The organism is Bartonella sp. M0192, assembly GCF_016102305.1.
Taxonomy (GTDB): domain Bacteria; phylum Pseudomonadota; class Alphaproteobacteria; order Rhizobiales; family Rhizobiaceae; genus Bartonella; species Bartonella apihabitans.
Genome location: NZ_JACFOU010000001.1, coordinates 1,493,889 through 1,506,969, shown reverse-complemented (window position 1 = coordinate 1,506,969; position 13,081 = coordinate 1,493,889). Strand labels below are relative to the sequence as shown.

General features: G+C 43.4%; 11 protein-coding genes, 1 tRNA gene and 1 pseudogene. 4 read left to right on the top strand and 9 right to left on the bottom strand.

All coding sequences use genetic code 11. From position 1 onward, the window contains the following. Positions 1 to 40: 40 nt before the first annotated feature. Both H3S82_RS06630 and H3S82_RS06625 read right to left on the bottom strand, forming a co-directional pair. Positions 41 to 117, bottom strand: a tRNA-Arg gene (locus H3S82_RS06630). Positions 118 to 845: 728 nt separating this feature from the next. Beyond that, positions 846 to 1,229, bottom strand: a complete 384-nt coding sequence (locus H3S82_RS06625) for a DUF1090 domain-containing protein (protein WP_198232100.1) — start codon at positions 1,227 to 1,229, stop codon at positions 846 to 848. 185 nt (positions 1,230 to 1,414) lie between these two features. Here H3S82_RS06625 and H3S82_RS06620 point away from each other — a divergent pair, with 185 nt between their 5' ends. Together H3S82_RS06620 and H3S82_RS06615 are read left to right on the top strand one after the other, a co-directional pair. Beyond that, the gene (locus H3S82_RS06620; RefSeq protein ID WP_198225748.1) at positions 1,415 to 2,239 is read left to right on the top strand and encodes an NAD kinase; all 825 of its coding nucleotides are present in this window, start codon (positions 1,415 to 1,417) and stop codon (positions 2,237 to 2,239) included. A 153-nt stretch (positions 2,240 to 2,392) separates the two neighbouring features. Further along, a pseudogene (locus tag H3S82_RS06615) lies at positions 2,393 to 3,536 on the top strand (DEAD/DEAH box helicase); the annotation flags it as partial. Between the two features lie 482 nt (positions 3,537 to 4,018). Here H3S82_RS06615 and gltX read toward each other — a convergent pair. The 7 genes from gltX to rpiA all read right to left on the bottom strand — a co-directional run bounded on the left by gltX (position 4,019) and on the right by rpiA (position 12,028). Further along, the gene (gene gltX, locus H3S82_RS06610; RefSeq protein WP_077971346.1) at positions 4,019 to 5,389 is read right to left on the bottom strand and encodes a glutamate--tRNA ligase; all 1,371 of its coding nucleotides are present in this window, start codon (positions 5,387 to 5,389) and stop codon (positions 4,019 to 4,021) included. Between the two features lie 9 nt (positions 5,390 to 5,398). Next, complete coding sequence (locus tag H3S82_RS06605; protein WP_198232101.1) at positions 5,399 to 7,075, bottom strand: NAD+ synthase; 1,677 nt, start codon at positions 7,073 to 7,075, stop codon at positions 5,399 to 5,401. Positions 7,076 to 7,119: 44 nt separating this feature from the next. Next, positions 7,120 to 7,473 (bottom strand): diacylglycerol kinase, encoded by a 354-nt coding sequence (locus tag H3S82_RS06600; protein ID WP_198224692.1) that lies wholly within the window; start codon positions 7,471 to 7,473, stop codon positions 7,120 to 7,122. 46 nt (positions 7,474 to 7,519) lie between these two features. Beyond that, positions 7,520 to 8,893 (bottom strand): class II 3-deoxy-7-phosphoheptulonate synthase, encoded by a 1,374-nt coding sequence (locus tag H3S82_RS06595; RefSeq protein ID WP_198232185.1) that lies wholly within the window; start codon positions 8,891 to 8,893, stop codon positions 7,520 to 7,522. Between the two features lie 200 nt (positions 8,894 to 9,093). Next, positions 9,094 to 10,482: a glutathione-disulfide reductase gene (gene gor / locus H3S82_RS06590; RefSeq protein ID WP_198224694.1), complete on the bottom strand. Its 1,389-nt coding sequence runs from the start codon at positions 10,480 to 10,482 to the stop codon at positions 9,094 to 9,096. Between the two features lie 176 nt (positions 10,483 to 10,658). Beyond that, positions 10,659 to 11,240 (bottom strand): DUF2059 domain-containing protein, encoded by a 582-nt coding sequence (locus H3S82_RS06585; RefSeq protein ID WP_077971336.1) that lies wholly within the window; start codon positions 11,238 to 11,240, stop codon positions 10,659 to 10,661. Between the two features lie 83 nt (positions 11,241 to 11,323). Beyond that, the gene (rpiA, locus tag H3S82_RS06580; RefSeq protein WP_198232102.1) at positions 11,324 to 12,028 is read right to left on the bottom strand and encodes a ribose-5-phosphate isomerase RpiA; all 705 of its coding nucleotides are present in this window, start codon (positions 12,026 to 12,028) and stop codon (positions 11,324 to 11,326) included. Positions 12,029 to 12,257: 229 nt separating this feature from the next. On the opposite strand from rpiA, the gene H3S82_RS11195 reads away from it, so the two are divergent. Together H3S82_RS11195 and bfr are read left to right on the top strand one after the other, a co-directional pair. Further along, positions 12,258 to 12,572 carry a (2Fe-2S)-binding protein gene (locus tag H3S82_RS11195; protein ID WP_077971333.1) on the top strand — a complete coding sequence of 105 codons (315 nt, stop codon included), beginning with the start codon at positions 12,258 to 12,260 and terminating at the stop codon, positions 12,570 to 12,572. Next, positions 12,538 to 13,032 (top strand): bacterioferritin, encoded by a 495-nt coding sequence (gene bfr / locus H3S82_RS06575; RefSeq protein WP_077971331.1) that lies wholly within the window; start codon positions 12,538 to 12,540, stop codon positions 13,030 to 13,032. Before H3S82_RS11195 ends, bfr begins: the two co-directional genes overlap by 35 nt. The last annotated feature ends 49 nt before the right edge of the window (positions 13,033 to 13,081 follow it).

Sequence of the window (13,081 nt, the reverse complement as noted above, 5' to 3'; positions counted from 1 at the left end):
AAATCGTCTTTCAACTTTAAAACAAATTGAAACGAGGAAATGGCGCACCCGAAGAGATTCGAACTCTTGACCTCTGCCTTCGGAGGGCAGCGCTCTATCCAGCTGAGCTACGGGTGCAAAACCCAATATTGTTTTGCCAAAATCGGATTTGTTCGACGTTTTTCTAGCCGATCATAGTGAATGGTTCAATGGTGAAAAACGTTCTCTATGTCAATAAGTTGAAAAATATTAAAAATAACGAAAACAAACATCCCGGGAAGCCTGCGAAACTATTGAATTATCCGCTCAAGAGCCCTTCGAATTGAGTGAGACAGAGCCGAGGGGTTATCATTGCAACAGATCGGTGCAACATACCTCCCCTTTTTGAATGCAAAGATGTTGCCGATAACGGTTTTCGGGCTGATTATGAAGTGGTTTTAAAAAGCTGTTATCTGCTTGAACTTGAGATCAATATCAACTTCACGAACAAGTTTTGGTTGGAAATAATATAATAATGGTATTTATTCCTTCTCGCGGCTTTTTTTCCAAAAAGCTCCTAAAAATATCTTCTGATAAGGAAAGCCTTTGAAATGAGCTTCGCCGAGTGATCAAAAAATCCCGTTGAAATTGTCATTTACGCCCGCGAATTGAAAGTTTTACAGCATATACATTGGATAGCTCACTTCGCATAAATCGTGTAGAAACAATACATTTCTAAATAGTCTCCCCTGCCCTCAAAAACTGGTTATCTATCTATTTCGGGATTTGAAAAACAAAGAAGTTTCTAACCTGAACGTGAGTTCAGATGTTTCAGGTTTTAACTGTCGTTGACGGGTGAAAAAAATCGCAAAACAAAACTTATTTGATTATCGATTCAATTCGTCTTGCGCCTCTTTCAACTCCTGTTTTGCCTTTTCCAGTTTTTCCATTTTCTTTGTTATTTTTTTCTGCTTACCCTGTGCTTTCGCATTGTTGAGTTCGGCCTCCCTTTCAGAGACTTTTCTCATTTTTTCGGATATTTTGGCTTTCCGTTCTGCTCTCAGTTTCTCGTCAGTGCAATTTTCAGAAACATCCTTCAGCGCTTTTTCCAACCCGTTTATTTGGTAGCTATTGTTGTATTCACGGGCATAATCAAGCTGCGTTTCAATACTATGTTTTTTAGCAGCACATCCTTTCAACGCCGGTTCAGCATGGGCAAATGAAAAAGTTATAAATACGAGAGGAAGGGCCAAGAACAATTTCGTTTTCATAAGCGATACCTTTCACTAAACGAGCCGCCAACTATTCAATGGTTAATTTGCACGAACAAGCAATCACTAAAACTTGCCATTATTCTCGAACTTTGTCAGCAAAATTTGTGTATTGTTGAAAAAGCTGTCGTGTCAGATTAGATATCGTATCAGATGAGATATTGGATGCTTTGGTCGATAAAAAAATTGGGCACGAGCACATCCAATTCATTTACTTGAAAAAACGAGCAAACTTGATGGAAAAACCTATAGAGCGATTTCATTTTATCGCGTCTAAAACCGAACAGGCGCGCAACTCTCTTCAAGCGTTGGAAGAGCGTTACGGTCAATCGAGCGTGGATGATGCTGATGTCATTGTTGTTTTGGGCGGCGACGGGACAATGTTGGAAGTTCTGCGCAATTTCATGAATTCCGGAAAGCCTATTTATGGAATGAATCGCGGTTCTGTCGGATTTCTTATGAATGAATATCGAATAGCCAATTTGCCGCAACGGATTTCGAAAGCACATAAAGAAGATATAAAGCCGCTCAGAATGATTGCTGATTCCAGCTCCGAAGGCCATGTTGAAGCATTGGCAATCAATGAAGTATCTTTATTTCGCCAATCTTACCAAGCTGCGAAAATAAAAATCAGCATTGATGGCAAAATCCGTATGGACGAGCTCAATTGCGACGGCGTGATGGTTGCAACACCAGCGGGATCGACAGCTTATAATCTTTCTGCTCAGGGACCAATTTTACCATTACTTGCTCCATTGCTCGCGCTAACGCCTGTTAGCCCGTTTCGTCCGCGCAGATGGCACGGCGCACTTTTACCAAATTCTGTCACAGTCCGTTTTGATATGCTTGAACTAGATAAACGGCCGGTTAATGCTGCCGCTGACAATGTAGAAGTAAAGTCGGTCAGTTCGGTGGTTATTTCTCTGGCAAAGGGTGTAAAAGCGTCAATTTTATTTGATTCCAACCATTCATGGGACGAACGTATATTATCCGAACAATTTCGTTATTGAGAAGAATACACGTTAAAACGCATTGCAAACGATCGTTTTTGTTGACTTTTTTATCAATGCACCTTAACGCGTTTGTTGATAATGTAGAATAGTTGAACCATTTTGACTATTGTCACCTAAGTTAGGCGAAAAAGAGAAAGAGTGATAGCGCCTTTGACCAGTTTCAATGATTTGGGCCTTTCAGAAAAGGTTCTCAAAGCAGTAAAATCTATTGGATATGAAGAACCTACTCCAATTCAGCTTGGAGCTATTCCTCATGTCTTGAAACGCGAAGATGTATTGGGTATTGCACAAACGGGAACAGGTAAGACCGCTTCTTTTGTGCTTCCTATGTTGACGCTCCTTGAAAAAGGACGTGCACGGGCGCGGATGCCACGTACACTCATTTTAGAGCCCACCCGTGAACTTGCAGCGCAGGTGAAAGAAAATTTCGATCAATACGGCATTAATCATCATTTGAGCGTAGCGCTACTCATTGGTGGCGTTTCATTCGATGATCAGGACCGTAAACTTGACCGTGGTGCAGATGTTCTGATTGCGACGCCAGGGCGGCTTTTAGACCATTTCGAACGTGGAAAACTTTTGCTGACCGGTGTAGAAATTCTGGTTATTGATGAAGCTGACCGTATGCTTGATATGGGCTTTATTCCGGATATCGAACGTATTTGCAAACTTATTCCCTTTACCCGCCAAACTTTGTTCTTTTCGGCTACAATGGCACCGGAAATTACAAAATTGACCGAACAATTTCTACATACACCTGTTCGTATCGAAATCGCGAAAGCGTCTTCTACCGCCGAGACGATTACACAAAAGCTCGTCGCTTCCGGTCGCAAACCATGGGAAAAACGAGCAGTTTTGCGTGATCTTATCCATAATGAAGGTGATGAATTAAAAAACGCGATTATCTTCTGTAACCGTAAAAAAGACATTTCAGAACTTTTCCGCTCTCTCGTTCGGCATGAATTCAGTGTTGGTGCTCTTCATGGAGATATGGACCAACGTTCGCGCATGTCTATGCTGGCAAACTTCAAAGATGGGAAAATTGCTTTATTGGTAGCATCTGATGTCGCAGCCCGCGGGCTTGATATTCCTGACGTCAGTCACGTGTTCAACTATGACGTTCCAATACATGCAGAAGATTACGTTCATCGTATCGGTCGCACAGGACGTGCCGGAAAATCCGGTAAAGCTTTCACCATTGTTACAAAGGCCGACAAAAAATATGTCGACGCCATAGAAAAGATGAGCGATCAAAAAATCGAATGGTATGATGGCGACTTATCTTCTCTGGTTCCGGAAGAAAACGGTAAAGACTCCGATCAGAAACGTACGAAATCATCGGAGTCAAAATCTCCCGCGAGTGGAAAGCAGACCGAAACCCCCGAACCTAAACGCCGGAAAAAACAGACAAAGGCCAATGGCGAAAAAACCGACAGTTCTGGCGACAAACAGACTGCTATGCCGGTCAACCAACAGCAGATACGGTCTCAAAGACACAATCAAGACAAATACTCGTCAAAAGAGCCCCCCTCACCCAAGGGATTTGGGAACGATATTCCCGCATTTATGCTTATTGATACAAAAAGGTGAATTCTTTTCGTCTGCTGTGCTTAAAATCGTTAGGAAATAGCGCAAACACAACGCTTACTACAGCGCGTAAATGTTGATTAGCGGATAATAAGACTTACACGCCGTTCTACCTCTTAATGAATAAATATAAAAAGGCAGCTCATAAAACGAGCTGCCTTTTTCATGAATATTCGAAGGATATAATATTCAAGCCTTCAGGCGTTGAAGAACCCTGTTTTTACCCAAAAGGGGCAGCAAAGCAGCCATTTCCGGCCCGTGGTCCAATCCTGTCAATGCTTGCCGCAATGGCATAAAAAGCGCTCTTCCCTTGCGGCCCGTCTGTTTTTTCAAGGCATCCGTCCAGACTTTCCAGCTATTTTCATCAAGTTCGCCATCTGGCAAAAGTGAAGCTGATTGATGAACATATTCACGGTCTTCCGGTGAAACTGCATCGAACGTTTTGTTCACCTCCAAATTGTCCCACCAGTTTTTTGCTTCACATACTTTATCGATATTGCCCCGAACGGCATACCAGAACCGCTTGGCGTCTTCACCTTTGATGCCAATCTTTTCCAGTCTCGCTTTTACTTCATCAAATTCAAGCTCATGCACAATGTGCTTATTGAGCGTCAACAAATCAGCCGGGTCAAATTTCGCTGACGACTTTGATGCGGACGTGAGATCAAAATGTTCAAGCAGTTCCTTTTGATTTCGACAAGCAGTCACATTTTCCGAAGTACCGATAAGAACTGCCAGAGATTCGACCGCTAAAGGCTCGAATCCCTCTTCTCGCAACGAGCGGATAGACAGATCACCTTTGCGTTTAGACAGCCCCTCACCCGAAATCGTCGTCAAAAGATTGATGTGACCGAATGTCGGCGCTTTTGCACCAAGTGCTTCAAAAATAGCAATTTGTACACCGGTGTTTGTGACATGATCGTCGCCGCGTATAATATGGGTTATCCCCATATCGATGTCGTCCACGACCGATGGCAGTGTATAAAGATAACTGCCATCTTCACGAATAAGTATCGGATCGGACATCGAGGCAAGATCTATCGTCTGTGGACCGCGGACCACATCGTCCCAGTGCACATCGGTCCTTCTGGTCTTGAAAGGGTCCGATTCGAAATTAGGCAATTTGAAACGCCAATGCGGTTTTCTCCCCTCCTCTTCGTAAGCCTTGACCTCCTCCGGTTTAAGTTTCAAGGATTCACGTCCGTAAATGGGCGGGAGTTTACGCGACAAACGGATTTTACGCCGTCTTTCCAGCTCTTCCGGTGTTTCGTAACAAGGATAAAGAAGGCCTTGCTCTTTGAGCTTTGCTACAACTTCATTATATCGATCAAATCGCTTGGATTGATAATAAATTTCGTCAGGTTTTATCCCCAACCAATCAAGATCGACGCCAATACCGTCAATATATTCCTGTTTCGACCGTTCAAGATCGGTATCGTCAAAACGTAAAACATATTTACCTTGCTTGGCTTTTGCAAAAAGCCAATTAAACAAAGCAATTCGGGTGTTTCCAATATGAATATAACCGGTTGGAGACGGTGCAAAACGAACTTTAATCATAAATATAACTCAATTTTTATCGCGAAAACGATTGGTAATAGGGTAACGCCGATCGCGGCCGAAATTCTTGTGACTAATTTTCACACCGGGAGCCGATTGGCGTCTTTTGTATTCGGATATGTATAACAAATGCTCGACTTTTTCGACTATCTCGCGTGAATGCCCCCGTTGAACAATTTCCGAAACACTCATTTCTTCATCGACGAGGCAACGAAGAATATCGTCCAATACCGGATAAGGTGGAAGCGAATCTTCATCTTTCTGGTTCTCACGGAGCTCGGCAGTCGGAGCCTTTTCAATAATATTCTGGGGTATGACGGCTGCTTTAGGCCCTAAACCATTTATCGGAAAATGGTTGTTACGCCAGTTGGATAGTGCATAAACCTGCATTTTATAAATATCTTTGATCGGATTGAAACCGCCATTCATATCGCCGTAAAGAGTGGCATATCCGACAGAAATTTCAGATTTGTTACCGGTCGTTACCACCATTGAGCCAAATTTGTTGGATATAGCCATCAAAACCGTACCACGCGTACGGCTTTGCAAATTTTCTTCGGTAATATCCGGTTTGCGCCCCTGAAAAAGCGGTGTCAAAATATCTTCAAATGCCTCGACCGGTTTTGCAATTGGTACGGTATCATAACGACAGCCCAACATTTTGGCGCATTCCTCGGCATCCGTTATCGACTCTGAAGATGTATAGCGATAGGGAAGCATAACTGCATGAACACGCTCCGCACCTAAAGCATCTGTAGCAATAGCTGCCGAAAGAGCCGAATCGATACCGCCCGAAAGCCCTAACACTACGCTTTTGAATCTGTTTTTATTGACGTAGTCACCAAATCCCAAAACGCATGCCTGATAATCGGCAGCTAAGTCATGAAGCAATTTTTCTTGTGGACCTGAAAGACAAAACCATTTCCCATTCTGTTTTTGCCAATGGCTAAATGCCAAGTCACTTTCGAAATGTTTCATTTGAAAAGCATTCGAGCCATTTGCATTGAGTGCGAAAGACGCGCCGTCAAAAACGAGTTCATCCTGACCACCTATCTGGTTGGCATAAACGATCGGCAAAGAAGACTTCACCACCTGTTTTTTGACAACGTCGTATCTCAATTCCGGTTTTTCGCGACTATATGGTGAACCATTCGGTACGAGAATAATTTCTGCCCCCTCGGCGGCAAGACGAGCTGCCACTTCATCATCGTTCCAAATATCTTCGCAGATCGGTAAACCTAACTTTATTCCGCGGAAATTGATCGGCTTCGGACGGGGACCCGGAGAAAAAACACGTTTCTCATCAAATTCGCTATAATTCGGGAGGTCGAATTTACGACATTCAGCAATGATCTTTCCCTCATCAAGAAGGAGTGCAGAATTATAAACATGACCTTTTCGACGGAGAGGAACGCCGACAATGATACCTGCACCTTTGGTCGTAACAGTTACAAGCTCGCTGATTGCTTTTTCGCATGCTTCATTAAAAGACGGTTTTAAAACCAGATCTTCAGGCGGATAACCGCTAATAAAGAGTTCAGTAAACAGTAAAAGATCGGCACCCGCATCGCTTGCTTGCCTGTGGGCGTCAAGTGCAAGTTTTAAATTGCCTTCAATGTCACCAACAACAGGGTTTAATTGTGCAATTGCGAGCGTGAGGTCATTTTCTATCAACTTTTTGGTCATGATCTTGATTTAGCCTGTCATCGTTGCACTTGCAACGGCATAAGTTAAACGAAAAACAAGGTTTGAATAATCACTGTAATCCATATGCATAGTGTTAAGATAATAGAGAGCAAAACTGCTAATGAGCCTGCGTCTTTAGCGATTTTAATTTCTTCGCGATAATCGTGTGTGACGGCATTGCACGCCGCTTCAATCGCTGTGTTTAGCACCTCTACGATAATAACAAAAACAATAGATCCCGTAAGTAGAAGAAAGCTACCCCATTCTTTAGTGATAAAAAAAGCTATGGGGAGAGAAACTAAAAAAACTACAGCTTCTTGAATAATAGCTTTTTCGTGGGTTAGCAAATATCCGAGCGCATGAAGGGAATTCAAAAATGCCTTGAATAATCTCTCCATGCGTTCACCATTCAGTTTGTAGACTAAACTGCTTTTATTCCCGGTTTCATGCCGAAGCCTTTACTGTCTCGGCATCACGTTGTTTTTTCAACAATTCCGCAACAAGAAATGCCAATTCCAGAGCCTGATCTGCATTAAGCCTTGGATCACAATGCGTGTGATAACGATCAGAGAGGTGATCTGCCGAAATTGCATGTGCACCACCGGTACATTCTGTTACGTCACGACCGGTCATTTCGATATGAATGCCACCGGGATAGGTTCCTTCCGCATGATGAACTGCGAAGAAATTCTCCACCTCTTTCAGGATACGCTCGAACGGACGGGTTTTATAGCCGTTTGCGGTTATTGTGTTCCCATGCATCGGATCGCAAGACCACACGACCTTCTTGCCTTCGCGTTCGACGGAGCGAATAAGCTGCGGCAAATGGTCTTCGACTTTATCATATCCGAACCGTGCTATCAGAGTAAGTCTCCCCGGCTCGTTTTCCGGATTGAGTATGTCAATGAGCCTTATCAGATCATCTGGGTCAAGTGATGGTCCGCATTTGAGACCAATCGGGTTTTTAATGCCACGGCAATATTCGACATGGGCATGATCGGACTGACGGGTGCGGTCGCCAATCCAAAGCATATGACCCGATGTCGCATACCAATCGCCTGAAGTTGAATCCACACGGGTCAATGCTTCTTCATAACCAAGAAGGAGACCTTCATGGCTGGTATAAAATGACGTTTCCCGAAGTGATGAGTTGGTTTTCGGCGTAATTCCGATTGCCCGCATAAAATCCATCGTTTCCGAAATCCGTTGTGCCAGCTTGCTATAACGTTCACCTTGCGGGCTGTTTGCTATAAAACCCAGCATCCATTTATGGACATTATCAAGATTGGCATAGCCACCTTGAGCAAAAGCACGGAGCAAATTCAATGTCGCAGCAGACTGACGGTAAACCTCCGACATACGTTGGGGATCGGGAGTACGGGATTCTTTATTGAACTCTATGCCATTAATGATATCGCCACGATATGACGGTAACGTTACGCCATCTTTGGTTTCGGTATCAGAAGATCTAGGCTTTGCAAATTGACCGGCAATGCGGCCAACTTTGACAACTGGCTTTGACGCCCCGAAAGTAAGCGCAATAGCCATTTGCAAAAACACCCGGAAAAAATCACGGATGTTATCTGCTTCATGTTCTGCAAAACTTTCCGCGCAATCGCCACCTTGTAAAAGAAATGCCTTACCTTCGGCAACCTGGGCCAGCTCGTGTTTTAAATTACGTGCCTCGCCAGCAAAAACTAAAGGAGGATAACGACGCAATTCGCTTTCAACATGAGCCAATGCTACAGGGTCAGGATAGGTCGGTACCTGCTTGATCGGTTTTGATCTCCAAGATGCAGGCGTCCAATTTTTAGTCATCATTATCTCGCTTCACAGTATAAATCATAAGATAAGCGCACTTCCACCGGAAGATTATGGAATGTTCGCGATGAGGCACTTAACAATTTTCCGATATAAGCAGAATTGTTGTTTAAAGCCAAGACACAGGCTCTTCTAATCAAAAAAATTGATTATTTTTATCGAAATTCAACAATTTTTCTCGTCTATCAGTTCAGTTTTCAATTAAGCTTTTTCCCGTTTTCATAAACATATGTCGGCTTATACATTGTGACCAATTCCTCTGAAGCAGTCGGATGAAGTGCCATAGTTCTGTCAAACACATCTTTTGTTAGATTGCCTTTGAGAGAAACACCAAGCAGTTGTGCCATCTCGGCGGCATCGTGTCCCAATATATGGGCACCGACAACGACCCGCGACGAGCCGTCGACAACAAGTTTGGTGAGCATTTTTTCAGTATTTCCCGATAGCGTATTCCGCATAGGACGGAAAAGCGCCCGATAGACCTCGACACGTTTGAACTTTTGTGCAGCTTCTTCTTCTGTCATTCCGACTGTACCGATTTCAGGCTGGGAAAATACAGCCGTCGCAATCAATTCGTGATCCGGAGCGACAGGATTATTTTTGAAAGCAGTTTCAATAAAACACATAGCCTCATGAATCGCGACCGGTGTCAGTTGTATGCGGTCAGTTACGTCACCGACAGCCCATATATTATCAGCAGTTGTTTTCATGTATTCATCAACAATAACTGCATTATGAGAATTGCATTTTACCCCGGCTTTATCAAGGTTCAAGCCTTCTGTATTGGGCGAGCGCCCCAGTGCCAGCATTACTTTTCCCACTGTTAGGGTTTCGCCATTCGAAAGCTCGACTTTAACGTTTTCCGCTTCTTTCTCGACTTTGTTGATCGTTGCATGATAAACAATGCGGATGCCTTTTTCCTGCATCGCATCGTTTAACAATTGCCGCAAATCGGAATCGAATTTGCGCAAAACAAGATCACCTCTGTAAACGAGCGTTGTTTTCACGCCCAATCCGTGGAAGATATTTGCAAATTCTACCGCGATATAACCGCCTCCGGCAATCACAATTGATTCCGGTAATTGTTCGAGGTTAAAAGCTTCATTAGAGCTGATGCACAATTCATGACCGATAATTTCGGGATGACGGGAAACATGTCCGCCTGTAGCAATGAGGATTTTTTCAGCGCTAATTTCTTCGCCCGTTTTCTCTATCTTCAAGGTGTGTGCATCAACAAAAACAACGCGGCTCTCGAATATCTTGACATGATTATTATCTAGCCCCTTACGATAAAGCCCTTCGAGCCGCGAAATTTCCTTGTTTTTGGCTGCGACAAGTTTTTTCCAATCAAAACGGGAACCGCTGACAGTCCATCCAAAACCATGACTATCTTTGAATTCTTGAGAATATTGGGAGGCATAGACAAAAAGTTTCTTTGGAACACATCCACGAATAACGCAAGTGCCACCCATCCGATATTCTTCTGCTATAGCAACTTTTTTACCGAGTGCACCGGCCAAACGCGCTGCACGCACGCCACCCGAGCCACCACCTATTACAAATAAATCAAAATCATAAGATGACACAGGCTATTCCTTTCAATTCGGTTATGCAGTTTTTTATATGGTGTAATCGCACCAAAATTGTAAGCCAACGTAATGCAATTCACTTTACTCCCGTTCTGCAATACCGAAATTTTGGAATTTTTGCCAAAAAAATAGCGGCAAATATGCCGCTATTTCCAAGAATCACCGAAAAGTTATTATTGAGCTGGTACCGGAGCTTTTGGTTTAGCTGTCGAAGGCGCTGTCGGTGCAGCAGGCGCGGCGCGTTTTTGAGGGCCAACCTTTTGAGCCATTGCTTTACCAACATTTGTCGCTAAATCTTGAGCAACTCCTTGACGCCATACGTCATAGGCAGAAAGAATATCCTTGACAGCAACCGGTCCTTCTGTGAGCAATTTCTTGCCTGTATCAGACGTGTAGAAAGCGGTAATTTGGTCAAGTTCCGCTTGTGAGAAATGCTTGGCATAAGCACGCGCTGCTTCCTTTTCAAGATCGGCACGACGTTTGACCAACGCCATGGCCTGCTCGTCGACCGTATCGGAAATGATATTCGAAAGATTAGGGTCTTTGCGCATGAGCTCGTCTTTCAAATCACGAGCGGTGCTTGGCAGAAATTCATCAAATTGGTCTGTTGCATGGATTGCTGCGATTGCTTTTTGTGCTGATTGCAAGTGGGCTTCGCTAATATCGTCAGCATGGGCAAAATTGATTCCGATACTAACAATGGCAACCGTTCCCAGCGTTGCAGCAAGGCGGCGAATGGAAAATGCCGTATTCATTCAGTGGTTACTCCATAATTGTGGTCAATAATTCTTAGCCATTTTTTTCGTCAAGAAATATCCCGATGACAAAGACATTTACTCTAAAAATCCGACTCTTCCAAAACTTTTATTTCACCATTAGCCATTGCGACCACTGATTTGTTAGCCAAATTCAAAAATAATCCGTGCTCGACAACGCCGGGAATAGAGAAAAGCGCATTCGACAAACTCTCTGGATCAGAAATACGGCTAAATGATGCATCAAGAATAAAATGTCCACCATCAGTAACAAAAGTTTTGTTATTTTTGACGCGTAAAGAAATATTACCTGAAAGGCCAAGGCTTTTTGCAACGTCGACAATGGCCAGTTTTGTTGCTTGCAAACCGAATGGATTGACTTCAATCGGTAACGGAAATGCGCCGAGTGTTTTTACAAGTTTGGACTGATCAGCAATGACCAACATTCGGGCGGATGCAAAAGCCACAATTTTTTCCCGCAACAGAGCCCCTCCTCCACCTTTGACAAGCGCCATCTTCGGTCCGATTTCATCAGCACCGTCAATATCAAGGTCGAGACTGGGCATTTCATCAAGGCTGGCAACAGGAATTCCCAACTCACGACACAATTGTTCGGAGCGTTCCGATGTCGCAACACCTGTTACTTTCAGTCCTTCTTTTACTCTACGAGCCAGTAAACGAATAAATTCATTAGCCGTTGAACCGGTACCAATTCCCAATTTCATTCCGTCTTCGACAAATTCGACGGCCTTTGCGGCAGCGGCTTTCTTTAATTGCAGAGAATCCATGACGATCAGTTTTTCCTAAAAAATGCTATTTACCTCTTACGTATCGTTCGAAAAATTGCAATCACTACGCGTAATGAAACTGCTGTTTTGGACAAAATTCACCGATTTATACCCTATTTTTATAGTTGATAAAAAATATCCAGTTTATGCTTGATTTCGGCTCTAAAGTTTCATATGTTTGTCATGTTTATTTGAGTCGTATGGGTTAATTTGGACTTGGTTATCGATAATGATTGTTTGTTCGTGTAACGTAATAACTCAATCAGAGATCGAAGATGTGATCAATTCTCTGTTGGAAGAGGATTGTTGGCAATTGATTGTTCCCGGAAAAATTTATAAAGTACTGGCGAAGCGCGGCAAGTGTTGCTGTTGCTTTCCGAATATACTTGAAACTATTATTCGAGTTTCGGAAAATTTTCATCGCCTACATAATCGGGACGAGGCTGAAATTATCTCCTATCTTGATCGTGTGCGCGCATTACGATTGAAATATAGGAGAATAGGCCAACATGAAAGGTCACGAAAAGGTCATAGAGCAGCTTAATCATGCGCTCTTTTTGGAACTCGGTGCAGTCAATCAATACTGGATCCACTACCGTTTAACCGAAGATTGGGGTTACACAAAACTTGCCAATAAGGAACGTGAAGAGTCTATTGAAGAAATGGGCCACGTTGACAAGCTGGTAAAGCGCATTGTTTTCCTCGAAGGTCACCCTAATCTTCAAACGCTTGCACCATTGCGCATCGGACAGAACATTAAAGAAGTTCTCGAATGCGACTTGGCTGGTGAATATGAAGCAAGAGAAGCTTATCGCGTTGCACGTGAACTATGTGCCGAACTTTCCGATCATATTTCGAAAAAAGTGTTTGACGAATTGTTGGAAGATGAAGAAGGACATATTGACTTTCTCGAAACACAGCTTGCTCTTCTCAACAAGATTGGTGAAGAGAAATATGGTCAGCTCAATGCCGGTTCGGCCGAGCACGCTGAAGCAAAAGAGTAATTTTTTTGTTTATTGGCTGGGGTCCAAGAAAAACTTCGCTCCAGCCAGT

Excerpts from the sequence above, each read along its gene's own strand:
- H3S82_RS06595 (WP_198232185.1), bottom strand. The coding sequence starts at position 8,893 with ATGACTAAAAATTGGACGCCTGCATCTTGGAGATCAAAACCGATCAAG.
- H3S82_RS06585 (WP_077971336.1), bottom strand. The coding sequence starts at position 11,240 with ATGAATACGGCATTTTCCATTCGCCGCCTTGCTGCAACGCTGGGAACG.
- gltX (WP_077971346.1), bottom strand. The coding sequence starts at position 5,389 with ATGATTAAAGTTCGTTTTGCACCGTCTCCAACCGGTTATATTCATATT.
- H3S82_RS06625 (WP_198232100.1), bottom strand. The coding sequence starts at position 1,229 with ATGAAAACGAAATTGTTCTTGGCCCTTCCTCTCGTATTTATAACTTTT.
- H3S82_RS06605 (WP_198232101.1), bottom strand. The coding sequence starts at position 7,075 with ATGACCAAAAAGTTGATAGAAAATGACCTCACGCTCGCAATTGCACAA.
- bfr (WP_077971331.1), top strand. The coding sequence starts at position 12,538 with ATGAAAGGTCACGAAAAGGTCATAGAGCAGCTTAATCATGCGCTCTTT.
- H3S82_RS06600 (WP_198224692.1), bottom strand. The coding sequence starts at position 7,473 with ATGGAGAGATTATTCAAGGCATTTTTGAATTCCCTTCATGCGCTCGGA.
- H3S82_RS11195 (WP_077971333.1), top strand. The coding sequence starts at position 12,258 with ATGATTGTTTGTTCGTGTAACGTAATAACTCAATCAGAGATCGAAGAT.
- rpiA (WP_198232102.1), bottom strand. The coding sequence starts at position 12,028 with ATGGATTCTCTGCAATTAAAGAAAGCCGCTGCCGCAAAGGCCGTCGAA.